Genomic DNA, 25,575 nt, shown 5'->3' with positions numbered 1-25,575 from the left:
CTATTCACCACCTTTCTTTTGTTTAGCTATATACTTCTTAATGGCTTCTTCGCTTATGGAACCGATGGTTTCAATGTAGTAACTGCTATTCCATAAATGACCTTTCCAAAGTTTTTCTTTTATTTCTGGAAACCGCCAGAATAGTTTCCTTCCCGATATGCCTTTTAGCATTTTGACAATATAAGAAGGAGAGACTTTTGGATGTGCAGAAGCAAATACATGAATATGGTCTTGATCACCTACCTCCATCATGACAACTTTAAATCCTTTTTCTTCTGCAATCTCTTGAAAAAGAGTTTTTAGATATTGTTCGATTTCTTTGTTTAAAACTTTTCTTCGATATTTAACAGACCAAACAATATGGTAATTAACGTTATAAACACATGTTCTAGCGTGGGTAATAGTAGCTTTCTTGTTCATACATATAGTGTACATAAAATATAGTAATTCTTCAATATTTACAGGCATTAAATAAAGCACATATAGTTTATAATTGTATAAAAAGAGCGACGATTCATCTCCTCATTGAAATGGGGAGGATTCTCGTCGCTTTATCCTAAAAGCCCCACCGTATGAAGATTTGACTTTTTTATTTGGTTCGTAGTTGCGTCGGCAATATGTAGAATAGGAATTCTTATTTTTTCTTGAACAAAGTCGACGACTTTATGCATTGTATTTGTGCAAATAATAATAAAATCCGCTCCAGCTTTTTCTAATGAGCAGGCTGCATCTCCTATTCGTTTACCTGCTTCCTCCCACTTACCTGCCGATTGAAGGCGCTCGATTTCATCAAAATCAACGCTGTATAAAATACATTTTGCCGAATGTAATCCACCCAATCTTCTTTTACCTCTTCATTAATGATTCGATAGTATTTAACTGTAGATTCCCAGCTCATGCCACCTATTAACCCTATTGTTTTCACTAAAGTTCCCTCCATAACTTAATTGAAATATGCATCTATTATTTTAAGAAGCGGCCTTTATTCAACGATTGCCTCCATTCATCTTTATTAAAATTGTTAAAAGAAGTCCAATGATTGCACTATTGTTTATTTGATTTGCAATAATAGGCTCTTTTTCAAAAAGGGAAATCATAATAACAGTATATGCAAACAAACCAATCAAAAGGGATCCAATCCATTTATCGTCACGCATTAAAACCACTCACTATTTACATAAATTACCAACCAACACTGTTAGTACTATAACTTCAACAAAAAAGCGTTAATCCCTTCTTGGATCAACGCTTCCGTCTGTGAAATATTCAAGTTAAAACTAATATACAAAATATAGCAATTACACTTCCCAAAATAAATGACACCTTTAATTGCAGCTCAATTTTCTTATTGCCATTTGCGATTTTGCTTATATATTTCTTTACTGAAATTCCAACGACCCATATTAAAACTTTCATAATAATTAGGGAGGAAATAAATTGTAAATTTGGAAATGTTGTTTTCATCGCAGAGTCAATCAGTGAATTTACTGAAAAATAAAATATTATGATGAGAGCTAATAAATAAGCGAATAAAGTTGGGTATACCTTCTTAATAATAATCACTCCTACAACTTTATATTGAATGTGCTTCGTTCCTGTCGCTTCCAATCAATGCACTTTGGATATCCTCCAAATAATGATCGGCAGTCAAGTTCCCATTTCCATCAAAAGCTCTAATAGTACGGGATAAGGAAATGTTTAAGAATTTTTTACTTCCTTATGTAGCATACGAAATGGGCATAAAAGCTCGACTATTAAAGCCGAGCTTATGAAACCTATTCTTTAGGTATTTGTCTTAATACTCTATCCAACTTTTCTTCTATTCTATCTAACTGATCTTTCCTTTTTTTCGAAGAACGAGCGACAAATACAATAATTGCGATAAAAAAGACAAGTACTAAAATTCCGAATAACTGAAAAAGGATATCACCGATATTTATCATTTCATTCACCTCACTTTGGTATATTATACCATTTTTATTATACCGGAAATATCCTATTTTAATAGAAACTTTTTTAGAAAAGAAAAAACCGTTAACATTTAATTTTAATTAACTAATATTATATACTTTCACCCAATAAAATCTCTTAAAAGCAAGTTAAACTTGTCACGTTCCTCCCAGAAACAACCATGACCGCTATAATGAAACGGGACAAGCTGTGAATTTTTTATTTGCTGATTAAGTTCCTGTGCCTGTGCAAATGGAATCACTTTATCATGTACACCATGAACGATCAAAGTAGGAACATTAATTTTTGGCAAATCTGCAAAAAGCTGTTCATCTCTTAATGTTTGAATAATCGTTGCTGTTGACCAGCCCGCCGCCTCCAAGCCCATTTGAAAAAACCACTCAGAAAACGAGCATGTTATATATTGAAAGAAAAAATGATCGATTACTTCCCGCATCATTTTAGGGCGGTCATTTAAAGCTTGGGTAAGAAATTGATTCGCTGTTTCAGTTGTAAATCCTGTAGGGGCTGCAGCGGCAATTAAGACTAGTTTGGATACTCCGCAACCATTATGGCGGGACATATATCGAATCGCAATGGCTCCTCCCGTAGAGTGACCCACAAGTGTAAAATTGTCTAATTGAAGTACTTTAACGACTGTACATAAATCATCAGCTAATTGATCAAAATTGTATCCGCTTATTGGCTTATCTGACTTTCCAAATCCTCTCCAGTCAATTCCAATACAACGGTAACCCATGAAAGGAAGAACATCAAATTGATACTCAAACTGTTTATGGCTTAACGGCCACCCATGCAAAAATACAATCGCTTTCCTGCCCATTGGATTTATATCTTCTATATATAAATTAACACCTGATTCTACCGTAACATAGTAACCCACACCGATTCCCCCTTAAATGGCTTTACAAAAAACATATTCATTTAAGGAGATATAGGTGAATACCTATTATTCGTTATACGTAGGATGTATTGTGGTTGAGACGGGGTTCTGTTTTTTTATTTTTCGATTTGTGCGATAAAACATATTTTTTAATCTCCTATGTTAACTTCAAATCGTTGTTTATAAGATGATTAGTGCTGCATAATTTCAGGGAAAATAATGGAAAGTATAATAAATACAATTTCTCCTCCTATGAATACAATCGTCCAAAATATTGCCTTACGTGAAGGTGGCGGGCCTTACCGCAACACTTTGATACCTAAAGGAATTAAGGCAATACAAAGACCAAGTAGAATGAAAGTTGACTCAAATCTTGTTCCTTTGAGAGTGCCTAGCGGCAGGAAGAACATGGATCCTAATGCAATCGAACGAATAAGACCCATCGTGCCTGACCGGTATGCACCGATGGCCAAAAGAACCCAACCTGCCATCATCCAGCCATTTAAATAACGGACAACGTGGAAAGCCTGATATGAATCATTCACTGCTTGAATGGCGAGTTCTAAGCTTTGTACATTCACAAGCTGAAATGCCATATGATCAATTCCTCCATGAAAAACACGCCCCACTAATCCTAGAATGGTAAACATTCCAGCCCAAATTGCTAAAACGGGATATTTCCTGCCAATAAACCTGACTAAAGTAAGAATTCCCGGCAAAAGGAAAATACAACCAAGCACAAAACAACTATAAGCAGCAGTAATGAGCACAGGATGATTCGCATACGCTTCCAGCTATGCATCAAAAAAGAAGTGAAATTGAATTCTAAGAAGAGCTGCAGCTAGTAACAAAAGTGGTCCGATGATTAAGGATAGTCCACCAATCCATCGCCCAGGAAACCAGAAAGTAGTATTTTCAACAATGTTGGATGTATTTTTATCCTCCATTTACTTTTCCACCACCAGAATGACATTTCTTTGATTTTTAAACAGTATCACCCATTGGAAGACTTCTATAAACTTCTATGTTGTATATGCTACTTCATTTACTTCCCTATGATTCATTGTTCCTTCCTAAAAATAAGAAAAGCACATCATCGTCGAATGCATTGACTTTGATGTACTTTCTATAAATTTATATTTGATAGACACAAAAAAATATTTCAAGTTCGTTTTAAAAGATTATGATCCAATCATTTTTTGTCATTAAATTGATTATAAAGGCATTGGAGTATTCGTTGGTTTTGCATAGCCTTCTTTGTATTTTTCATCAATGTAATAACGAATGTCCTTTACAGATTTGCCTTCTTGTTTCATCGCAATAGATTCAGCTGCGATTTGTAAGCAAATTCCACAACGAGTACCGTGATCATCCCAGACAACGGAACCATCTTCATTGATATTTTTGACAAAGCAATTCATACTACTTTGATGTCCAGCACTCTCTGCACAACCACAATAACAAGGAATCCATTGTAACAACTCTGCTGATTTTCCTGCAGCTTGATATACTAAGCGAATCTCTTCCCTTTGATCTTTTAAAAAGGTCGGTAAAACATCAGCAGAAGCAGTTTTTTCTTGCAGATCTCCATTGGGAGCATACTCTTGATTTGATTGTTCTTTATTGGAACTGCAAGCCGAAATGAATAAAGTAAGTATAAGTAAAACAATTATACCTTTATATTTCATCGTGTCACCTCTGATCACTTTAGATATGACTAATATATCATAAGTGATAGACTAATATAAAATATCCGGATTAAGGAATATGAGAAGCAAGGATTAGAAGGATTACAAAGATCATCGTGGAAATATATTCTAAGGAGTTAAAGGAAGCTTTTCCAAAAGAAGATGAAAGCGCGGCGCTTCTTTCGGATGTGCATTTACAACATCCTGAATATTGCCACCAGAGCTTTACCATAATTGCCCTGTGATTCCAAAAATAAAAAACACATCATCGTCGAATACATTGACTCTGATGTGCTTTCTATGGATTTATTTCTGTCTATTTACAATTAAATTCTTAAAAAATGACTTTAAAAATCATTGATAAATCAATGGTTTTTATTTTTGTACATACAATTAAATTCTTAAATAAAATTATAATTTCAATTTAGAGTTACAATTAAATTCTTAAAAAAGCACTTATGGTGATTAAATCTTTATGCATTATTTTATGCATTTTATTTATTACTTTCCTTTAATTAATTTTTATCATAAAAAAATAAGAGTGATAAACAAAAAATACGGTCTACTTTTCGTGGAAAGACCATCAAATCACAGAACAAAAGCATAGTGTTACATAGCCTTTTTAACAACCATTTTAACTAAATAGCATTAACATACAAAGACATTTCCTTTATTATTTTTCCTATTCAATAAATGCAACCGTTTGGTTTTAGTACATTTTTTCATAACTGTTAACAATAATAATAACTTAGAAAAAAGTGATTGTTTTAATATTGCAATTTTTCCCTTACCCCTTGACTTTATATATTAGAAAAGCCAGCAAATATGCTGGCTAAATATTTTTATGGTTTGACAGCTTTTATTATAGATGAAACAATATAATCTTCTATGTTAGAACCCTCTACCCAGTCCTTAATAAATTCCCTAGACTCATCTTTTGGTTCAATACTAATTTGTATAAATCCACTTTGTTTCAGCATTAATTCTAGTTCTTTAATTGTAGAAGCTCCGGAAACACAGCTTGCATAAAATTCATCCATATTATTTTTAATTTCTTCTGGAAACTCTGTTGTTTTTACAATATCTGAAATAGCGATTCTTCCACCAGATTTCAGTACACGGTAGGCTTCCTTAAAAACTTGTTGTTTATCAGGAGATAAGTTAATAACACAATTTGAGATAATGACATCTACGCTATTATCCGCCACAGGTAAATGTTCAATTTCTCCTAATCTGAATTCAACATTGGTAAAACCACCCTTTTCGGCATTACTCCGTGCTCTGCTAATCATTTCTGGTGTCATATCAACCCCGATTACCTTCCCTGTTTCAGTAACCTGACGTGCAGCTAAAAAACAATCAAAACCTCCACCACTACCTAAATCTAATACAACTTCACCCTTTTTTAAGTCTGCAATAGCTATTGGATTTCCACAGCCTAATCCAAGATTAGCCCCTTCAGGTACCGAAGATAATTCCTGTTTTGAATATCCTAGCTGGGAAGAAACCTCATTAAAATCCATGGAAGGAGTACAAGAATTTGAAGAAGAACAGCAACTGCTTTGATTCGCCCCTTGTAATGCAATTTCTTTGTACCTGTTTCGAACTTTTTGACGAATTTGATCCTTTTCCTGATTACTCATAAAAAACGCCTCCCGCAAAATTTTTTAATCAAGTTTTTTTGATTAATAAATCAAAAATTTTTGATTAATTATAGTATTTTAAAGACCTAACAATGGCTAGGTCTAAATAAACAACAAAGACTTGGCGATAGTAGTTTATTTATCTCTTCAGCATTTATTTGATAGTAACTCCAAGTACCTTTTGTTTCTTTTATAATTAAGTTTGCATCAAGGAGTATTTTTAAATGATAAGATAGCTTGGATTGTGGCATATCAATTAAAGTGCATAAATCACATACACATATCGAATCTTGTTGACACAATAGGTTTAATATATGCAACCTTTTTTTGTCAGCTAAAGCCTTAAATTTACTTTCATATTCAGCAAATATCTTTTCCTTTGAAGCATCCTTAAACTGTAAAATAGGATTCATCTGGATTACACCCTTGTTTAATCAATTTTTTTGATATACGTATCATATTATTAATTTTTCGAAATTGCAACCTATTAATCAAAAAAAATTGATTAAAAAATCTCATCTTTAATTAGGGACATTATTCTCCAGTCTCTGCAAATTTTTTTATTCTTTCACCAATCTCATCTCGAACACGTTGGAAAACTGCCCACTTTTCTTCTTCTGTACCTTTAGCTTTTGCAGGATCATCAAAACCCCAATGGACGCGTTTCACATGAGGTGGTGTCATCGGGCATTTGTCAGCAGCATCTCCGCATAGTGTTACAACAACAGCTGCATTATTTAAAATGTCTGGATCAATAACATCTGAAGTTTGATTTGAAATATCAATACCTACTTCCTTCATTACTTTGACTGCGTTAGGATTTAGACCATGTGCCTCAATTCCGGCACTCTTTACATCCCACTCATCATTTAGATATTTCTTCGCCCACCCCTCAGCCATTTGACTGCGGCATGAATTGCCTGTACATAAGAAATAAATTATTTTTTTATTATCCATGACATGACTCCTTCTAATTAGTAGTCTGTGTATTAAAGTATTTTCTCTGAAACCATAAAGCAACATTTACTAAGGCAATCATGACCGGTACTTCCACTAGCGGACCAATAACTGCAGCAAAAGCAGCACCAGAATGAATACCAAATACACCTACTGCAACAGCAATCGCTAATTCAAAATTGTTGCTTCCTGCTGTAAACGCAAGTGTAGTCGTCACAGGGTAACCAGCACCAATTTTCTTGCCCAAGTAGAAAGATACAAAGAACATAAGAATAAAATAGATTAATAATGGAATTGCAACTCGTACAACATCTAATGGTAAGCTGACAATTATATCACCTTTTAATGAAAACATCACAATAATTGTAAATAGTAATGCAATCAATGTAATAGGACTGATTTTGGGAACGAACTTTGTTTCATACCATTGTCTTCCATTTACTTTCACAAAAATAAATCTTGTTAACATACCAGCAAGAAAAGGAATGCCTAAATAAATGAAGACTGATTTTGAAACCTCAACCATCGTTATATCAACAATTGCCCCTTCAATCCCCAACCATTTTGGAATAACGGTTACAAACACATATGCATAAACAGAAAAAAACAAAGTTTGGAATACTGCATTAAAGGCAACTAACCCTGCTGCATATTCTGTATCCCCTTTGGCAAGATCATTCCAAACAATAACCATTGCAATACAGCGTGCTAAACCAATAAGAATTAACCCAACCATATATTCTGGTTTATCTGGTAAAAATACAATCGCTAGAAAAAACATAAGGACAGGACCAATAATCCAGTTCTGTACAAGTGATAGAAGCAATACTTTTACATCTTTAAATACTCTCCCCATCTCTTCATAACGAACCTTCGCTAAAGGCGGATACATCATCAAAATTAAGCCGATAGCTAGTGGAATTGAAGTTGTTCCTACTTGTAAATTGTTTAATCCATCTACAAAGTCCGGTACAACATTACCGATCCAAATTCCAATTACCATAGCAAGAAAGATCCAAAGTGTAAGATATCGGTCTAAAAAGGAAAGACGCTTTTTCCCTATTTCTTTGCTCATTTTTCCATTCCTTTCTATTTTACGATGCTAACAATCAAAACGTGATTTAACATCGATACTATCAATATTTGCATTACCCTCTTTTTGTTCATGAATATGCAGCAATATATCATTTATAAGCGGATAATACTCACTGGATTTATTTAAGGAATAATAAATCCATTGGCCTTTTCTCTCTTCAATAATAAGTCCAGCATCTTTAAGCTTGCGTAAATGCTGACTAATCGAAGGCTGACTCATATCAAATAATTCAACAAGCTCACAAACACAACAATCCTGTTTTTTCAAAACAGAAATAATTGTAAGCCTTGTTTTATCTCCAAGAAGCTTTAAAACTTGCGCGGCTTTCACAATTTCTACTGTTGTTTGTTTCATGATAAAAACACCTCCCGTCAACATTAATTATTAAATTTCTATGTTATTCATTATTTTCTCTTATAACTATATAATTAAATACTTATATGTTCAATAAATTAAATCATTCTTAAGCATTATATTTACAATTAGCATAAATGTTCTAGGAATAGACGTAATAGAAAACAAACACGCTAATAATCCCAATTCATCCCGAACTAAATTGCACAATAATCAAAGAAGGCGACAGCCTTGTTCGGCTATCGCACTAGTTTTTGAATAAATTTATCATTAATATTTTGAAATTGCCACTTGTTTAAATACAATGAATTTTTCCTCCAAAATAAGAGCACATCGTTATCTACCTTTAGGTATTGACTAGATGTGCTCACTCTATAAAAGTATATGAATATTTATTCTATTTTTTAAAAACTTTTTTGTAGGTAAACATTTTTAGAAGTTTATATACTTCTTAGGATTGACCGCATTTGATTTTGAGGCGTTCCAAGCACCTTCATGAATTTCGAAGTGGAGGTGGGCGCCGTATGAGCGGCCGGTGTTGCCCATATATCCTAGCAAGTCGCCTTTCTTGACAGCTTGTCCTTCTGAAACGCTGCGGCTTTCTAGATGTGCATAAACTGTAGTATACATTTTTCCATTAATATTATGAGAGACAAACACAACGTTTCCATAGGATGATGAATAGTAAGAACGGAAAACGATACCATCTGCTGCTGCAACTACTGGCACTTCAGAACCACGTTTTCCGATATCAACGCCGGCATGCAATTTGCCCCAACGTTGGCCGAAATTTGAAGTGATCGGACCGTTGGCTGGTCTCATAAACGTTCCGTCAGTCACTGGCGGTTTTTCGCCCCTCTGTTTCGCTTCTTGAATGCGGCGCTGCTCTTCAAGCCATTGCTGGTAAAGCTTCTTATAAGCAGCTTCCTGTCTTCTTAAAATTTCAGCTTCTTCTGCTTTATCTAACATTTCTTCTTCAATTTGCTGTTCTTTTTCCTTGAGCTCTGCCATTAGCTTTTCTTTTTGGCCTTTTTGAGCAATGAGCGTTTCTTGGTCAGTTTTTAACTCAGCACGGATTTGTTCTAGTTTGGCAAGCTTCGCCTGTTGTTCTTTTTTCATGTCTTCAAGCGCCTGTTTATCATTAATATGCGCCTGTAAAATATCTTTATCTTGCTGAACAATGATTGAAATCGCATTGGCACGGTCGATAAAATCACCGAAACTTTTCGCACCGAGCAATACATCTAAATAGCTGACAACTCCACCGCTTTCTTGCACAGAAAGAACCCGTGTTTTTAGAGCTTCATCCCGTTTTGTAATTTTTATTTGCAGTTCTTTAATTTTAAAAGCAAGCTTGTCAATCTCTGCTTTCGTTGTTTTAATTTCAGCTTCTTTTTTGCGAATTCTTTCAGCTGTTTCCGCAACGGCTAAATCAAGTTTTTTGATCTCTGCATTAACTTTTGCTTGCTCATTTTCAAGTTGATTGATTTCATTCTTTTTTTGTTGAACCTCTTTATTCAATTCTTTACGCTTGCCGTGTACTTCATTGATTTTATTCTTAAGTTGCTGGTTGGCAGATGCGTGTTCGCTTAAAAATGTCGTGCCTCCGATTGCAATCGTGGCTGACAAAATAACTGTAAACAACTTTCGCACTTCGCTTCCACCTTTCCCTGTTCTTTCACAATGATTGATAGATTTTTAATTACAAATCTGCAAAGCTATATTTTTCAAAACTGAACCTAAGCGTTTTTTTGTTCCAGCACTGCTAATCTATTTTTCTATTTTTTGAAACTTTGCACGGCTATAAATGGTAAGTTTTTATTTTCACAAACTTCTTCTGGTCATCAGACTTTCATGAACAAACCATATTAGGATTATAAAGTTCCCCTATAGACATCCGTACAGTGATAAATGAACAGCCGACTTGTCATTCCGGCGCAGTAAACTAGCACCTATTCAAATCCATTATGTAATGGGGCGGTTCATCTCCAGCAAATGAGGAGAATTCTCACCGCTTTATCCTAAACTTTCAAAAACTTTCTTACAGACATTAAGCTGCCCCAAACACCGATAAAAGCGCCTATAGCAACGAGAATGAACGCCACTTGGTAGGCGAACGGATTAAATGGAAGCAGTTGAACAAATGTGTTTGCCAGTTTTGGCTGGAATGTGTCGTATATATAAGAATAGCCTGATAATATTAAAACGACTGGAATAACGGCTCCCATCACGCCTAGCAAAAGTCCCTCAAGAAAAAATGGCCAACGTATAAAGGCATTCGTTGCACCGACGAGCCTCATAATTTCAATTTCCCTTCTTCTTGCCATAATTGTAATTTTTATCGTATTTGATATGAGGAACATCGCCGTAAAGACGAGGCCGATGATCAGGCCAATACCGATATTTCTTGAAATATTTACAAACTTAAATAATTTTTCAACGGTTCCTTGTCCATAATTGACACGTTCTACATTGTCGAACTTTTCAATTTTTTTTGCAACAGCAGGAGTCATTTGCGGGTCTTTTGTTTTGACCACATAAACGTCCCGAAGCGGATTTTCTGATTTTAATGATTCAAAAGCTTTTCCTTCTTCACCGAAACTTTTAATAATTTCCTCTAGCTCTTGCTCTTTCGATGAAAAAGCAACTTGATCCACTTCGCTAATTCGTTTGATCCGTTGACCAAGTTCTTTTATTTGTGCTTCATTCGCAATAGGATCAATATGTACTCGAATTTCTACATCCTCTTCTACAGTTGTTGCAAAGTTATTTAAATTCATCATAATGACTAGAAAAATACCAACTAAAAGCAATGTCACCGTTACGGCACTGACAGATGCAAACGTCATCCACCCATTTCGGGCGATGTTTTTGCAGCCTTCTCTTAGATGTCGAACCATGGTGTTAACTGTCATAGCCGTATTCACCTCGGTTTTCATCTCTTACAATTCGTCCGCTTTCAATGGCAATGACGCGTTTGCGGATCGTATTGACGATTTCTCTATTATGGGTTGCCATCACGACTGTTGTCCCTCGGTTATTGATTTCTTCAAAAATTTCCATGATCCCCCATGATGAGTCAGGATCAAGATTCCCTGTTGGCTCATCAGCAATAACTATTTTCGGATAGTTGACAATCGATCTGGCAATCGATACGCGCTGCTGTTCACCGCCGGAAAGCTCAGAGGGCAGGAAGCGCGCTTTATGTTTTAATCTTACAAGATCAAGCACTTCAAGAACCCGCCGCTTAATATTGCGCGGATGTTCTTCGATTACTTCCAGTGCAAACGCAACATTTTCGTACACAGTAAGCTTTGGAAGCAGTTTAAAATCTTGGAAAACTACGCCGATATTACGACGAAGTAGTGGTACTTTACTTGTCCTTAGTTTAGAAAGATTAATTCCATTGATCATAATCGTCCCTTTCGTAGGCTTCTCTTCACGGTACATCATTTTAATGAACGTTGATTTGCCCGCACCGCTTGGACCTACGACATAGACGAACTCACCTTGTTTGATTTGAACACTAATGCCGTTTACAGCCCATACCCCATTTGGATATTTCTTATAAACGTCTTCCATTTCTATCATAAATATCACACCTAATTTTTTAGTCTTTTCGACAGCCGCAAAAAAACTGCCTAGCAAAACTATTTATTATATTCGTCTATCATTTTTTATTTAAGTTCCTATGTTCCGACATTTGTGGAAAATTTCAATTTTCATGTAAGTGCTATAGCGTAAGCGTATAGAATGACGGTAAATTACGGCTTGAAAAGAGGTCGAATTCTATTTTTGTATAGAGTTTTTACCCAGTACTGTATTTTATTTTTTACGACAGGAAAAAGCGCCATGAAATGATAAAACATGACACACGTTAATATTATACCATCAATGTTCGTGTTTTTCAGGTAAAAAATTGATAAAATTTTGGAAGAAAATATAAGAATAATAGACAAACGACTGTTATCATGCGGTTTAATGAAATATTTTGTAGGTAGAAAAATTTAAATGGTTTTTGCGGGATTTACTGTAACGACAGCGAGTAGCTAAAGGGGACTATATTGTGGCGGTGTTCCTCTAAATGGAGGAAAAAGAATTTTTCACAATATATGGTCTATCGCTCTAGCTGCTGAAATCCGTATGGAGAGTTTAAAAGAATTTCGAACGGCACTTGCGGCAACGATCCACACGGAAAGTATAAATAAAACAGGCGTTCAGCTGATTAAATTAGCGACCATTGAGCCATATGAAGAGGAATAAATGTAAACTAAAAAACATTTCCAGCAAGAATATATTAAAAACAAAAAGGACTTTCTGTATAAGTAAGAGAAAGCCCTTTTTATCGACACTAGATTTATTTTTTAGCTGCAAGCCATTCTGCTACAGCTTTTGCATCGTCACCTTTAATTAATCCGCCTGGCATTGCATTTCTTCCGTTTATGATTACATCCTCAATGCCAGCTGCATCTAATCTGCTTCCAACAGTAGCTAATTCTGGGCCTACGCCACCTTCAAGATTTTGACCATGGCAGCTTGCACAGCTTTGAGCGTAGATACCTTCAGCTGCTGCAGTGTTGTCTGCTGGTGCTGTAGTTTCACCACCATTTCCGCCATTATCAGCAGGTTCTTGAGTAGTGTCGCCACCTCCGCCACATGCGCCAAGCACAAGTGCAGAACCCATGAACAATGCTAGTAACTTTTTCTTCACTAGTTACTCCCCCTTGTTAATAAGAAATTATTGTTATGTGTACCATATGTTTGTACACTTCCCTATTATAAACAATTTTATTCCTTAGGAAAATGCTTCTCCTAATCCTTTGTTACTTAACACCCGAGATTGTGACAACTTTTTGAACAGTTAAAATTCGTAATGTTTGACCTAACTATACAAAAATAATTTTTTCAATTAGATGGCTTAATTATAAAACCGGTGAGCTTGGAACGGTGGAATTGCAATCGTGGTGATGCTTAACTCTTAATATGAATTTTGGAGTTGAGTTTAGTGTTTCCAACTGGAGTTTTTTTATTAATTAGTACTTTTTTACAAATTTAGAAATAGGCGTGTGCCGTCTTGGTGCTTGATGTGAGAAAATTAAGAGGAAAATTGGAAATAACTTCTAAGCAGAGGTACAAATTTTCAGGGGAATATGTAAAATTTTATTATTGAATTTTATAAAGGGCTTTTTCATAGCTAATGTTAAGCCTACAACGTGTGGCTTATTTTCCAGCTATTGAAAAAGCCCACTCAGGGAAATTCCTTGTTGGATCCGTGTTATGAATTGGAACGTAATTTAGATCTCAAGAATGCATCGATGAAAATATCGATTTCACCGTCCATAACAGACTGTGTGTTGCCGACTTCAACGTTTGTACGATGGTCTTTAACCAATGAATACGGATGGAAAACGTAAGAACGAATTTGGCTTCCCCATCCAATTTCTTTTTGTTCTCCACGGATTTCTTCTAATTCCGCTTGCTGTTCTTCTATTTTTTTCTGATAAAGTTTTGCTTTTAACATTTTCATAGCTTGTTCACGGTTTTTAATTTGTGAACGCTCGGATTGGCATGTAACGACGATTCCAGTTGGCAAGTGAGTAATCCGAACGGCAGAATCAGTCGTATTTACATGCTGGCCGCCAGCGCCGCTGGAACGGTACGTATCAATTTTTAAATCAGCTTCGCGGACTTCAATTTCTATTTCATCGTTAAACTCCGGCATAACATCGACGGATACAAACGATGTATGGCGACGGCCTGATGCATCGAATGGTGAAATCCGGACAAGTCGATGGACCCCTTTTTCAGCTTTTAAATAACCATAAGCATTATGACCTTTGATGAGTAGGGTTACACTTTTGATCCCTGCTTCATCGCCAGCTAAATAATCAAGCGTTTCAACTTTGAACCCTTTTTTATCAGCCCATCGCGTATACATACGGAGAAGCATCGATCCCCAGTCCTGAGATTCTGTACCACCGGCACCAGGATGCAATTCTAAAATGGCATTGTTTTTATCATAAGGCTCATTGAGCAACAATTCTAGTTCAAATTGGCCAACTTCTTTGGATAGTGTCTTGATTTCTTCTTCTAGTTCTTTTTGAAGATCTTCATCATGTTCTTCTTTTAAGAGTTCATGAGTCACTTCAAGATTTTCCAAGCTTTCAACTAATTCTGTAAACCGGTTGACGATATCTTTTAAACCATTTGCTTCGTTAATCACTTTTTGGGCGGCCTGTTGGTCATCCCAAAAGTTTGGCATGGCCATCACTTCATCGAGTTCAGCAATCCGTCTTTCTTTCTGTTCGAGGTCAAAGAGACCCCCTAAAGCCATCCAATTTCTTGGAGATTTTATCAAGTTCTTGCCTAATTTCAGCTAATTCCATCAATGTATGTCACCTCATTAAGTTGTATTTCTGATTAGCACTTATACTCAGTATTCATAAAGACTCCCCCATAGGAGGGGGAGCAGTCAAACAGAGGCAGAAGGTGCCGGAGACGGTACACCAGAAGGGTCTGACCCCGTACCGCAGATGGTGCATCAGAGGGGTCTGGCACCGCGCTGCAGATGGTACGCCAGAGGGGTCTGGCACCATTTATTTTCCGCAGCAGTGTTTGTATTTTTTGCCGCTGCCGCATGGACATGGGGCATTGCGGCTAATGTCTTGTCGTTTGACGTATGGTTTTCTCTTTGTTTCGCCTTCGCTGCTGTCCGGTTTGACTGCTTGGCCTTCAGCTACTTGTTGGCGCTGCAGGTTGTTACGGATTTGAGCTTTCATGATGTATTTAGCAACATCATCTTCGATAGATGCGATCATGTTTTCAAACATCGTGAAGCCTTCCATTTGATATTCACGCAATGGATCGATTTGGCCGTAAGCGCGCAAGTGGATACCTTGGCGAAGTTGATCCATAGCATCGATATGGTCCATCCATTTCGTATCAACGGAACGCAATACGATGACTTTTTCGAATTCGCGCATTTGTTCAGGAGTAATTTCAGCTTCTTTCTTATCGTATTCTTGCTTCACTTTCTCCATGATCAAATCAACGACTTCTTCAGGCTCTTTGCCTTTTATATCTGCTTCAGTCAAGATGCCTTCATCCAAAAGGTTGCCTTCCACATAAGTAATGATTCCTTTGTAATCCCATTCTTCCGGCAAAGCATCTTTTGGCATGTGGGCTTCTACATTGCGTTCAACAGAAGAACGGATCATACGCTCAACAACATCCCGCAAGTTTTCTGCATCAAGCACTTCATAACGTTGTTTATAAATGATATCACGCTGTTGACGCAATACATCATCATATTGCAACAATGTTTTACGGGCATCAAAGTTATTTCCTTCAACCCGTTTTTGGGCAGATTCTACTGCTTTCGTCACCAGTTTACTTTCAATCGGTTGGTCATCATCCATGCCAAGACGATCCATCATCGCTCTCATATTATCGGAACCGAAACGGCGCATTAATTCATCTTCCATTGATAAGTAAAATTGCGTGACACCAGGGTCCCCTTGACGTCCAGCACGGCCGCGCAACTGATTGTCGATCCGGCGGCTTTCATGGCGCTCTGTACCGATAACTGCTAAACCTCCAAGCTCCTTCACACCTTCACCAAGCTTAATATCGGTACCGCGTCCAGCCATGTTAGTCGCAATCGTAACAGCTCCACGCTGACCAGCTTTTTCAATGATTTCCGCTTCTTTTTCATGATTTTTAGCATTCAAAACATGATGCGGAATCCCTTTTTTCTTTAACATTTGTGAAATTAATTCCGAAGTATCAACGTTGACCGTACCGACTAGCACCGGCTGCCCAGTTTTGTGGCGGGCAACGATATCCTCTACAACCGCTTTAAATTTTCCTTCCATTGTTTTATAAATTAAATCCGGCTTATCGATCCGCGCAATAGGCTTGTTCGTTGGAATGACAATGACTTGCATATTATAAATATTGCGAAATTCTTCTTCTTCCGTTTTAGCTGTACCGGTCATCCCAGCGAGTTTTTCATACATCCGGAAATAGTTTTGGAATGTCGTTGTTGCAAGCGTCATGCTTTCATTTTGAATTTTCAAACCTTCTTTTGCTTCAATCGCTTGGTGTAAACCTTCACTATACCGGCGGCCTTTCATCAAACGGCCTGTAAATTGGTCAACGATAATAACCTCGCCATCTTGAACGACGTAATCTACATCTCGATGCATGCTCACATGCGCTTTTAATGCTTGGTTAATATGATGAACGAGCGTTACATTGGAAAGATCAAATAAATTCTCTACTTTAAATGCCCTTTCCGCTTTTTCGATCCCTTCTTCAGTCAATTGAACTCCTTTTGTTTTTACATCATAGGTATAATCAACATCTTGCTTCAATGTCCGGACAAACGTGTCAGCCATCGTATAAAGGGCTGTTGACTTTTTCGCTGTACCGGAAATAATAAGCGGTGTACGAGCTTCGTCAATTAAAATGGAGTCAACCTCGTCGATAATCGCATAATGGAGCGGACGCTGCACCATATGTTCTTTATAAAGCACCATATTGTCGCGCAAATAATCAAAACCAAACTCATTATTTGTCCCATACGTAATATCGGCATTATAAGCAGCTTGCTTTTCTTCCTGGGATAGACTGTTCAAATTCAATCCGACGGTTAAACCTAAAAACTGATGGAGCTTGCCCATTTCTGTTGCGTCACGGCGAGCCAAATATTCGTTAACTGTGACAACATGAACACCTTTACCAGTGAGCGCATTTAAGTAAGACGGCATTGTTGCCACAAGCGTTTTACCTTCCCCGGTTTTCATTTCGGCAATATTTCCTTCATGAAGGGCAATCGCACCCATCAACTGCACAGGATACGGGCGCATCCCTAATACGCGCACAGAACCTTCACGGACAACTGCATATGCCTCTGGCAACAAGTCATCCAACGATTCTCCATTTTGCAATCGCGTTTTAAATTCGTCTGTTTTTGCGCGAAGCTGATCGTCTGAAAGCTTTTGCATTTCAGGCTCAAGTGCTTCAATTTGATCAACAATTTTTTGATAACGATTTAAATAGCGTTGATTTGGGTCCCCGAAAACTTTCTTTAAAATTCCTAGCATTTCGTCTTACGCTCCTCTATATTCATTTCCAATGAAAAATTGAAAGTATAGCAGATTTGCATTCGGCAATGTACATTTGTTTCATACCATCAACAAATTAATTTTCAAAGGCAGTGTAGAAAAAATTATATTGATACACCTGCCCGATGTGTTTCATTCGTTTCAAAAATATTTATGTTAAAAAAGAACAACCAAATAATATTAATAAAGTCCTAACTTCTATATTAACACTTTATTCAAACGTATTACAACCATTGGAAAATGCGAAATGTGAGAGGATTTTGTAAAATAAAAGGATTTTATTATGGAAGTTGAAGGAGTAGTATAATATGGTGTTTTGTTTTTGTTTGTGAATATTTCCACAAAATAAAAATTTACTGCCATTTAGTTAAATTTTACCAAATTATAAATCAAAATTACCCACTGTTACATATGCCTAAACTGTATTACAAAACCCCTTAATGTTCCTGCAGCATGTTGTGGCAAAAGATTAGCCCTAACGTCTACTTGAACTGGTACCAAGACTTTTAGAGCAATAGATGATTGGAATTTCAGACATTTTCCATATTATACGTACTATTTGATGTCTTTTCGATGAATTTCCTACCCCACAATTGCAAACCAACAGATGATTTCCAGTAAATATCAACGACCTTTAAATTCTGTTAAAACCATAAAAAGAAGCGCAGCCAAATAGGTCTGCGCCTTTCTTCTTTTTTTATCTATTCAATTATTGCGCTTCGATTAAGCCGTATTTACCGTCATTGCGGCGGTAAACAACGTTTGTTGTATTAGTTTCTGAATTTAGGAAAACGAAGAAGTTATGGCCAAGCATATTCATTTGCAAGATAGCTTCTTCTGAATCCATTGGTTTTAAGTCAAAACGCTTGTTGCGTACGACTTCGAAACCTTCTTCAGCAATTTCATCATCTTTATTGCCATTTGTATTTTCAGCAAAAACATAGCGTGGTGATTCATCTGTTTGACGCCACTTGCGGTTTACCTTTGTTTTATGCTTGCGGATTTGACGTTCAAGTTTATTCACAACAAGGTCAACAGCCGCATACATATCAATATGGCTTTCCTCTGCGCGCAACAACAGATTTTTCATTGGAATTGTTACTTCGATTTTTTGTTCATTATTATATACACTCATATTAACATTAACATCAGATGTTGGTTTTTGTTCGAAATACTTTTCAAGCTTGCCGATCTTTTTCTCCACATATTCTCTAAGAGCTGGAGTTACTGAGATGTTTTCGCCCCGAATGTTGAACTTCATATGGGTAACCTCCTTGATTTATGCTATGTTATTATATTTCTATTTTATCCTATCCAATTCCTGCTGAACCAGAGAAACTTTCTAAACAAATTTGTAAAATTTGGACGTTTTTTGACAATTTACAATCGAACTCTTGACATATTTACAAGTTGTTTTTATAAGGACTTTAGGTACATAAAAGTGTATATTTTCTGTATCCACGTTCCTAAGACGCCCCTGTCAATCGCTTGGATGGATAATCGTATGGCAATATGCCGCTAAAATCAGTGTCAACTACTTAGGTCTTATTGGACACCAACTGCGATGTTCAAACCCAAACAACATGGTTTCGTACTGGTAAAGTAATGATGTCTATTCCCACTCATATTTTTCGTTTTTAATGAAACCATATAAATTGGTTTTCTTACAGCAGGAAGGACAAGGTGGGGTTCAGACTCTTATGAGCTATCATAATTGAAATGATTGAAGTTGTAATCTTTTTAAAACATGTAAAAGCCTTAAATTAGAGGAAAAAGATCGTGGATTCAAGGAGAAGGAGTAGCAAAAAGCCACCCCTTGTCCCCTTAATTTCTTTTATCAATAAACATCCCGTCAATCGCTAAAGATTCATAAGGGTTAGAATACTTATTTGCCTTTTCTTTTTTTACTTTCAGTTGTTTCATGTCCATTTTGATCATATTCAAAATGTCTTTTAATTTTTGATCGATTTCTTTATTGAGGCGGATAATTTCTTGGCCGAGATGCTTTTCTTCTTCCTGAAAAGGTGGGGCTAATTGCCCCATAAGCTGCTCCCGTTTATCAAGCAGTTTTGTTATTTCCTCAATTTGCCGATCACGTTCTTCTAATTGGGCTTGTGGACGTTGAACCGTTTCATAAAGCAATCGGGTGAGATCATATAATTGTTTGACAATACTCACTATACATGCCCACCAGCTACGTATTTTTGCTGCCGTGTAATTCGAATGACTTCTTTCCATGTATCGCGAAATTCAACGACATAACCTTCAACTTCATTTAAAATTTCAATGTCATTTTTCATATTGGCTTCGATTAAGCGCTGCTTCATATAGTCATACATCGCCATCATGTTTTTGCTGATTTCATAATCCATGTTCAATGTAACCATCAATTCTGTAATAATATTTTGCGCTTTGATTAAATTCGTATGTTTCGTTTCAAAATCTTTATTCTGAATGGCTGTTTTTGCTAAATTGATAAACTTCAAGCACCCATTATATAACATTAAAGTCAACTCGCCTGGTGAAGCGGTATTAACGGCGTTGTTTTGATAAGCTTGGTATGGTTGATTTATTGACATAAAGCCTTCACTCCTACGGAATAAATAGAGATCTTTCGTATTTATTGATGTTTCCTACAGTTTTTATTTAATCATCAATAACCAAAGTTAAATTGCTGCATTAAATACATCGTTTGAGAATTTGCCTTTTGAATGGCTTTTTCCATCGCTGTAAACTGGCGCCAGTAGCGGTCTTCGATTTTAAGCAAGCGGTCTTCGAAACGGTCAATACTTTTCTCAATATCTAAAAGATCCCGTCCTATAACGAACTGTTGATTTGTTCGGAGGGCATTTCCTGCTTTTTCTTCGATTTTCTTTATTGTGTTACTTATTGTTTCTCGCATCCGTCTCGCAATACCTTTACTTTCATAAGAATCCCCATCTTGATTAAACAATTTATAAATAGCATCAGGATCTTCAGCTATTTTTTCTCGAAGCTTTCCTTCATCAATTATTAATTTTCCGCGTTCCAAATAGTTAGAAGATGTTTTTATCCCAATTTCAGCCAACTGAGATAAGCTTGCTCCTAAAACTTTTGAATATAAATCAACCCTCATTTGATTTAATCCACTAAAAAGAATAGAATCGTTCCGAAGCAAGCCGCTTTTTGCTTTTTCTTCCCACATTTCAATTTGTTTTTCTGTCATTGCTTCTTTTTCTTCATCAGATAGCGGATGATAGGAGCGATATCTATCTTGTGTGATTTTACCATTAATAATTTCTATTACTTTATTGTACTTGTCCACGAACTGAACGATCGTATCTAATATTGCATCTACATCCGTTGAGGTAGAGATAGTTACAGGAGAAGTTGTTACATTTTTTAAAGTAATATTTATACCATTAAAAGTAAATTCATTTGATTTTTGAGTAATTTCATACCCATTTATTTTTATCTTTGCATCTAATTCTTCCTCATTTTGATCAGGTATCAGTGTATATTCATTTTGTTCTGTTTCAAATCGAAAACCGAGAATTTCATTCATAAATGTCATCGTATCATCATTTTTAGCTTTTATAACAGCTCCGCTTCCGGTTTTATTATTCGTGAAAACTAATTTTACATTTCCAGAACCTGTGTCAATCTTAAACGCTGTCACTCCTAATGACGATTTATTAAATTTAGTAATCACGTCATCTAATGTATCCCCTTCTGAAAAGGAAATTTTCACTTCCCTCTCTTTATCAGCTCCAGGGTCAAGTACAGAAAAAGTTAATTCCTTTGCTTCATTTATAGCAAAATCTTTATTAATTGAATAATTAGGATCAGAAGAACTCCATGAAGCAGCCGTTGCTAATTTTTCAACTTCCAATTGTAATGATAAATTAGCAGGTACATTCACCGCTTTTGCTGTCAATTTCGTTTCATCTGAAACGGATACAGTCTTTTTCAAATAAGTTGATTGTCTAAAGATGCCATCAAAGATTAAGTCATCAAGTTCTTTCAACAATTTATTCATTTCGCGATAATCGTCCCGCTGCCATTCTAATATCTGCTTTTTTTGTTTTAGCTTCTCAAGCGGCATCCGTTCTACTTTCATTAAATCTTTTACAATAGAATCGATATCCATACCGCTTGCTAAGCCGCCAATACGCATTGTGCTCATTTGAGTTTCACCACCATAAATATTATTTAGTCGAAGTTGTCCCTTTGAAAATATTGTCGCTTATATAAAATAAAAAAACATTATAATGTTGGCTTTGTTAGTAGTATTTTTTCTTTCATAACTGTTATTTCACTATTTCATTTAGGAATCTGAATTTTCTGCAAGTGCAGTCTAAAACTACTTTTTTATAAAATAAAATCTATATTTTTCTGTCAAATAAAACACCAATAAATTCTTTCATGGAGGCATATAAATCTAGCATTTTCTTCGGTGGAATTTCTCGTACAACTTCATCCGTCTCACTATCAATGACTGTCACATAATACTCTTGCAATTCTTCATGCAACTCAAAACGAATACTTGTCTGAGTTGGCACCAAAAATTGGTTCATACTATTGATAATTTCTTCTAGTTTCTTCTTATCAATCTGTTTCTCTTCCCCTTGCGAATGAATTTGCTGTGCAGCGGGAGTAGGGACACTTCTTTTTTCTGAAACAGATTCAACCATTATTCGGCTTTTTATTTGTGGGGAAAATTTCCCTGATGAAAGACTGCCAATCTCCATTTCGATTCTCCTCTCAAACAATCGAATCCTATACCTATTTTTTATATCGGATAGATTTTTCCATTTTAAAGTAAGAAGCTGGGGTTTTTTAATGTTTTGGAAATCAATTTTGAAATAATGTTTTGTAAAAAAAGAGAATGTATCATTTCATATTAAACACTTTACTTAGAGTGGAGGTCATGATAGATTGTGTGCCTGCAAAGTTCTACTATTTGCTCCTTTGTAGGAAATCACGTTGTGCAGGTTTAGATGTGCATTCTGAATCTATTGTTGCTTGTATTCTTATAGAGAATGAGAACAATGAAGTAACTAAAGAATTTGAAACCTTCGGGACATTAACAAAAGATTTGTTTCAACTATTAAAGTGGCTGGAAAACCATAAAGTCTCACATACCGCCATGGAAAGTACAGACATTTATTGGAAACCTGTTTGCAATATCCTTGAAGATTTTTTCGATATTACTTTGGCAAATGCTCAACGAATTAAGAACGTTCCAGGTAGAAAAACTGATGTTTCGGATGTAGAATGGATTGCAAAATTATTGAGACACGGACTTATTGAAAAGAGCTTCGTTCCGCCAGAGGGTATCTGTCAACTTCGTGACTTAACACGATATCAGAAGAAATTAATGAATTACTGCACAAAAAAATCGAATTCAAAAAGTCCTAGAAGCATCAACTATTAAACTAGCAACTATCATATCAGATGATTTTGGAGCTCCCGGAAGAAGACTGCTGGAGCACTTAATTTCACAAGGCTATATTGATGAAGCTGATGTAGAACAAAAATTCATAAACGGTTATGTCTATCAGTGTTTAATTACTTTTATGATTTCTTTCTTAATTTAAGAAGAGCAGTGAAGGTGTCGATTTTTATGGCCAATGATAAGAGCCTAATTTCCAACAATGCCCTTCAATCATTTAGGTTGAAAAACTTTCCAATCCCCTTTTGCAAAGGGGCGTAAATTAAAAGCGCTAAAAGAAGATATGGAATTTCACTTTTGAATTAAAATTTACAATAATTCGAAGAAAAAGGTTCTTGTAGATTATACAAAGTGACTCTCTCTTTATGGATTTTGTGTTTTTAGTCACTTCAGATTTATACAAAAATAGGCGTGAAACCCTTATTTACTATTGGTTTAAAAAATGTTCAAAATACTCATATTAAGATTTTTCATTTAGAAAGTATCGTGTCATCATTAAATCACTCAATAATATCCCAACTCAACGGGCTCCCTTTAGTAATATTTTGTCTCGCTTTTTTACCAAGTATCGTTTTAATATATTGAGGTTTTAACCCATAACCAGGTCTAATTGATCTAACATTTTCTTCAGTAAAGATTTCTCCTTTTTTAATATCCTTCACAACAAATAAAGAACGAGAAAACTCCCTACTTCTTAACATTTTCTCATTAAGTTCATAATCAACTTTTCCCAATGCTTTCTCCGCATCCCTTACTGAGTCAACAAGTAATTTAAACTCATTTTTATCCAATGAAAAACTTGCATCTGGTCCACCAATACTTTTATCTAAAATAAAATGCTTTTCTATAACTTTTGCTCCTAATGCAACTGAAACAATAGGTACTGTTACACCTAAAGTATGATCTGATAAACCCACTTCAACATTAAAAGTCTCTTTTAAATTCTTCATTGTTAATAAGTTTGCATCTTCAATCTTTGCGGGATATGAAGATGTACATTTTAGCAAAATAATTTGGTCATTTCCTACTCTTCTACATGCTTGTACAGCTTCATCAATTTCACCAAGCGTTGCTATACCAGTAGAAATAATAACAGGTTTCCCTTTTGATGCAATATATTCAATCAAAGGTATATCTGTTATTTCAAAAGAAGCTACCTTATAAGCAGGTACATTTAAGCCTTCTAAGAAGTCCACTGCTGTTTTATCAAAAGGACTCGAAAAGCAAATTAAACCTATTTCGTTTGCATAATTTATTAATTCTTCATGCCACTCCCATGGAGTATAAGCTTCTTTGTAAAGATCATATAAGGTCCGACCATCCCAAATTGTCCCGCTCTTAATTTTAAAATAATCATTATCACAATCAATTGTGATTGTATCTGCAGTATAAGTTTGTAATTTTATTGCATCTGCCCCGGCTTCTTTTGCAGCTTTTATTGTTTCTTTCGCAATATTTATATCATGTCCATGATTTGCCGAAAGTTCTGCAATGATAAACGTTTTACTTTTTGAATCTATAGTAAAATTACCGATACTAATTGCCATTATTTTAGCCCCCAATTAATAATTAACTATTTTGTAGTCAACTATTTTCAATACATTATCCTTACATTTAACATAATAATCATTATTAATGTTGGTAATAACTCCAATTGGTAGATTTAAAGAAATAGATTCCTCAACTATTAAACGATTAATTATTATTTTTTTTCCATCAATTAAATAATAATAAGCTCCTGGATAGGGATGAGCCTGAGCTCTCACAAAATTAATAATTTCATATGATTCCTTATAAAAATCAATATAACCCATTTCAGGTGTTCGTTTACCAAAAAAACTAGCATTATTTTCATTTTGCTTAAGTAACGGCTCATTATTTTCAAGTTTATTAATAGAATTTATTAGTAAATCAGGATATAGTCCTTCAAACTTTTTGAGTAGACTATATCCTGTATCATTAGGGTCAATCTTCACAGGAATTTGAGCAATTATGTCTCCTGTATCAACTGTTTCTTCAATAATATGGGCTGTTATACCACTATATTCCTCCCCATTTATAATACTCCAAACATGAGGAGTTCTTCCTCTATATTTTGGTAATAATGATCCATGAATGTTTATTGCAAATTTAGGTATTTCAAAAATCTCTCTAGGAATAATATATCTATAGTTTACACTAACTAAATAGTCAGGCCTCAACTGAATAATCCTTGGTTTTACTTCATCTAAGTATTTCCTTGCATCTTTATAACAATATTCAAGATTTTTCATTTTTGCGAAAGTATCAACACTTTCCTCCTGCAGTTCTTTATGAGTAAATATAAAAGATATTGTATACCCTTCGTCTATTAGTCTTTCTAAGCAGTCTTTCCCTAATTTACCAAACCCGCAAAAGACTATTTTTTTCATAGTCATTTCA

General features: G+C 35.5%; 25 protein-coding genes and 2 pseudogenes. 1 reads left to right on the top strand and 26 read right to left on the bottom strand.

All coding sequences use genetic code 11. From position 1 onward, the window contains the following. The 24 genes and pseudogenes from tnpA to flaG form a co-directional block, all read right to left on the bottom strand. Positions 1-468: an IS200/IS605 family transposase gene (gene tnpA, locus HR057_RS08550; protein WP_407926120.1), complete on the bottom strand. Its 468-nt coding sequence runs from the start codon at positions 466-468 to the stop codon at positions 1-3. Between the two features lie 86 nt (positions 469-554). Next, positions 555-925 (bottom strand): annotated as a pseudogene (locus HR057_RS08545) (aspartate/glutamate racemase family protein); the annotation flags it as partial. Between the two features lie 61 nt (positions 926-986). Then, positions 987-1,157, bottom strand: a complete 171-nt coding sequence (locus HR057_RS08540) for a hypothetical protein (RefSeq protein ID WP_173731018.1) — start codon at positions 1,155-1,157, stop codon at positions 987-989. Between the two features lie 618 nt (positions 1,158-1,775). Continuing rightward, a complete protein-coding gene (locus HR057_RS08535) occupies positions 1,776-1,943 on the bottom strand; it encodes a DUF4083 family protein (protein ID WP_196237897.1) in 168 nt (55 codons plus the stop codon). Between the two features lie 128 nt (positions 1,944-2,071). After that, a complete protein-coding gene (locus HR057_RS08530) occupies positions 2,072-2,854 on the bottom strand; it encodes an alpha/beta fold hydrolase (RefSeq protein WP_173731017.1) in 783 nt (260 codons plus the stop codon). A gap of 299 nt (positions 2,855-3,153) precedes the next feature. Further along, positions 3,154-3,450, bottom strand: a complete 297-nt coding sequence (locus tag HR057_RS17015; protein WP_230474398.1) for a hypothetical protein — start codon at positions 3,448-3,450, stop codon at positions 3,154-3,156. A 198-nt stretch (positions 3,451-3,648) separates the two neighbouring features. After that, positions 3,649-3,801, bottom strand: coding sequence for a hypothetical protein (locus HR057_RS17010; protein ID WP_230474397.1), 153 nt, complete (start codon positions 3,799-3,801; stop codon positions 3,649-3,651). Between the two features lie 267 nt (positions 3,802-4,068). Continuing rightward, entirely contained in the window at positions 4,069-4,542 is a 474-nt protein-coding gene (locus HR057_RS08520; protein ID WP_173731016.1) for a PCYCGC domain-containing protein, read from the bottom strand. 842 nt (positions 4,543-5,384) lie between these two features. Continuing rightward, entirely contained in the window at positions 5,385-6,185 is an 801-nt protein-coding gene (locus HR057_RS08515) for an arsenite methyltransferase (protein ID WP_173731015.1), read from the bottom strand. Positions 6,186-6,271: 86 nt separating this feature from the next. After that, positions 6,272-6,598, bottom strand: a complete 327-nt coding sequence (locus HR057_RS08510) for an ArsR/SmtB family transcription factor (RefSeq protein WP_173731014.1) — start codon at positions 6,596-6,598, stop codon at positions 6,272-6,274. A gap of 121 nt (positions 6,599-6,719) precedes the next feature. Continuing rightward, the gene (arsC, locus tag HR057_RS08505; protein WP_173731013.1) at positions 6,720-7,142 is read right to left on the bottom strand and encodes an arsenate reductase (thioredoxin); all 423 of its coding nucleotides are present in this window, start codon (positions 7,140-7,142) and stop codon (positions 6,720-6,722) included. 13 nt (positions 7,143-7,155) lie between these two features. Further along, entirely contained in the window at positions 7,156-8,217 is a 1,062-nt protein-coding gene (gene arsB, locus HR057_RS08500) for an ACR3 family arsenite efflux transporter (protein ID WP_173731012.1), read from the bottom strand. A 27-nt stretch (positions 8,218-8,244) separates the two neighbouring features. Then, a complete protein-coding gene (locus HR057_RS08495; protein WP_173731011.1) occupies positions 8,245-8,592 on the bottom strand; it encodes an ArsR/SmtB family transcription factor in 348 nt (115 codons plus the stop codon). A 432-nt stretch (positions 8,593-9,024) separates the two neighbouring features. Then, positions 9,025-10,245, bottom strand: a complete 1,221-nt coding sequence (locus HR057_RS08490; protein ID WP_173731010.1) for a murein hydrolase activator EnvC family protein — start codon at positions 10,243-10,245, stop codon at positions 9,025-9,027. 368 nt (positions 10,246-10,613) lie between these two features. After that, positions 10,614-11,507, bottom strand: coding sequence for a permease-like cell division protein FtsX (ftsX, locus tag HR057_RS08485; RefSeq protein WP_173731009.1), 894 nt, complete (start codon positions 11,505-11,507; stop codon positions 10,614-10,616). Next, the gene (ftsE, locus tag HR057_RS08480; protein ID WP_173731008.1) at positions 11,497-12,183 is read right to left on the bottom strand and encodes a cell division ATP-binding protein FtsE; all 687 of its coding nucleotides are present in this window, start codon (positions 12,181-12,183) and stop codon (positions 11,497-11,499) included. Before ftsE ends, ftsX begins: the two co-directional genes overlap by 11 nt. A 766-nt stretch (positions 12,184-12,949) precedes the next feature. Then, positions 12,950-13,303 (bottom strand): cytochrome c551, encoded by a 354-nt coding sequence (gene cccB, locus HR057_RS08475; protein ID WP_173731007.1) that lies wholly within the window; start codon positions 13,301-13,303, stop codon positions 12,950-12,952. A gap of 564 nt (positions 13,304-13,867) precedes the next feature. Continuing rightward, positions 13,868-14,978, bottom strand: a protein-coding gene (prfB, locus tag HR057_RS08470) for a peptide chain release factor 2 (RefSeq protein ID WP_173731006.1) whose coding sequence is annotated in 2 segments (ribosomal slippage) — positions 13,868-14,905 and positions 14,907-14,978 — 1,110 coding nt in all. Because the reading frame shifts where the segments join, the coding sequence is not laid out codon by codon here. 210 nt (positions 14,979-15,188) lie between these two features. Next, positions 15,189-17,699, bottom strand: coding sequence for a preprotein translocase subunit SecA (secA, locus tag HR057_RS08465; protein ID WP_173731005.1), 2,511 nt, complete (start codon positions 17,697-17,699; stop codon positions 15,189-15,191). Positions 17,700-18,429: 730 nt separating this feature from the next. Then, positions 18,430-18,981: a ribosome hibernation-promoting factor, HPF/YfiA family gene (gene hpf / locus HR057_RS08460; protein ID WP_173731004.1), complete on the bottom strand. Its 552-nt coding sequence runs from the start codon at positions 18,979-18,981 to the stop codon at positions 18,430-18,432. Positions 18,982-19,544: 563 nt separating this feature from the next. Beyond that, entirely contained in the window at positions 19,545-19,898 is a 354-nt protein-coding gene (locus HR057_RS08455; RefSeq protein WP_173731003.1) for a flagellar protein FliT, read from the bottom strand. Beyond that, entirely contained in the window at positions 19,898-20,299 is a 402-nt protein-coding gene (gene fliS / locus HR057_RS08450; RefSeq protein WP_173731002.1) for a flagellar export chaperone FliS, read from the bottom strand. The genes HR057_RS08455 and fliS overlap by 1 nt, the downstream gene beginning before the upstream one ends. 74 nt (positions 20,300-20,373) lie before the next feature. After that, on the bottom strand, positions 20,374-21,885 hold the full coding sequence (locus HR057_RS08445; protein ID WP_173731001.1) for a flagellar hook-associated protein 2: 1,512 nt from the start codon (positions 21,883-21,885) through the stop codon (positions 20,374-20,376). A gap of 199 nt (positions 21,886-22,084) precedes the next feature. Beyond that, on the bottom strand, positions 22,085-22,450 hold the full coding sequence (gene flaG / locus HR057_RS08440) for a flagellar protein FlaG (RefSeq protein ID WP_173731000.1): 366 nt from the start codon (positions 22,448-22,450) through the stop codon (positions 22,085-22,087). Between the two features lie 179 nt (positions 22,451-22,629). Between flaG and HR057_RS08435 the strand changes: the two are divergent. Beyond that, positions 22,630-23,236 (top strand): annotated as a pseudogene (locus HR057_RS08435) (IS110 family transposase); the annotation flags it as partial. 418 nt (positions 23,237-23,654) lie between these two features. Here HR057_RS08435 and pseI read toward each other — a convergent pair. Beyond that, complete coding sequence (gene pseI, locus HR057_RS08430) at positions 23,655-24,701, bottom strand: pseudaminic acid synthase (RefSeq protein ID WP_173730999.1); 1,047 nt, start codon at positions 24,699-24,701, stop codon at positions 23,655-23,657. A 15-nt stretch (positions 24,702-24,716) separates the two neighbouring features. Next, positions 24,717-25,565: a methionyl-tRNA formyltransferase gene (locus HR057_RS08425; RefSeq protein WP_173730998.1), complete on the bottom strand. Its 849-nt coding sequence runs from the start codon at positions 25,563-25,565 to the stop codon at positions 24,717-24,719. Positions 25,566-25,575 lie beyond the last annotated feature (10 nt).

The organism is Calidifontibacillus erzurumensis, from assembly GCF_013303125.1.
Taxonomy (GTDB): domain Bacteria; phylum Bacillota; class Bacilli; order Bacillales; family Bacillaceae_J; genus Calidifontibacillus; species Calidifontibacillus erzurumensis.
The sequence above is the reverse complement of the archived record's forward strand: the minus strand, read 5'-3'. Positions and strand labels throughout refer to the sequence as shown.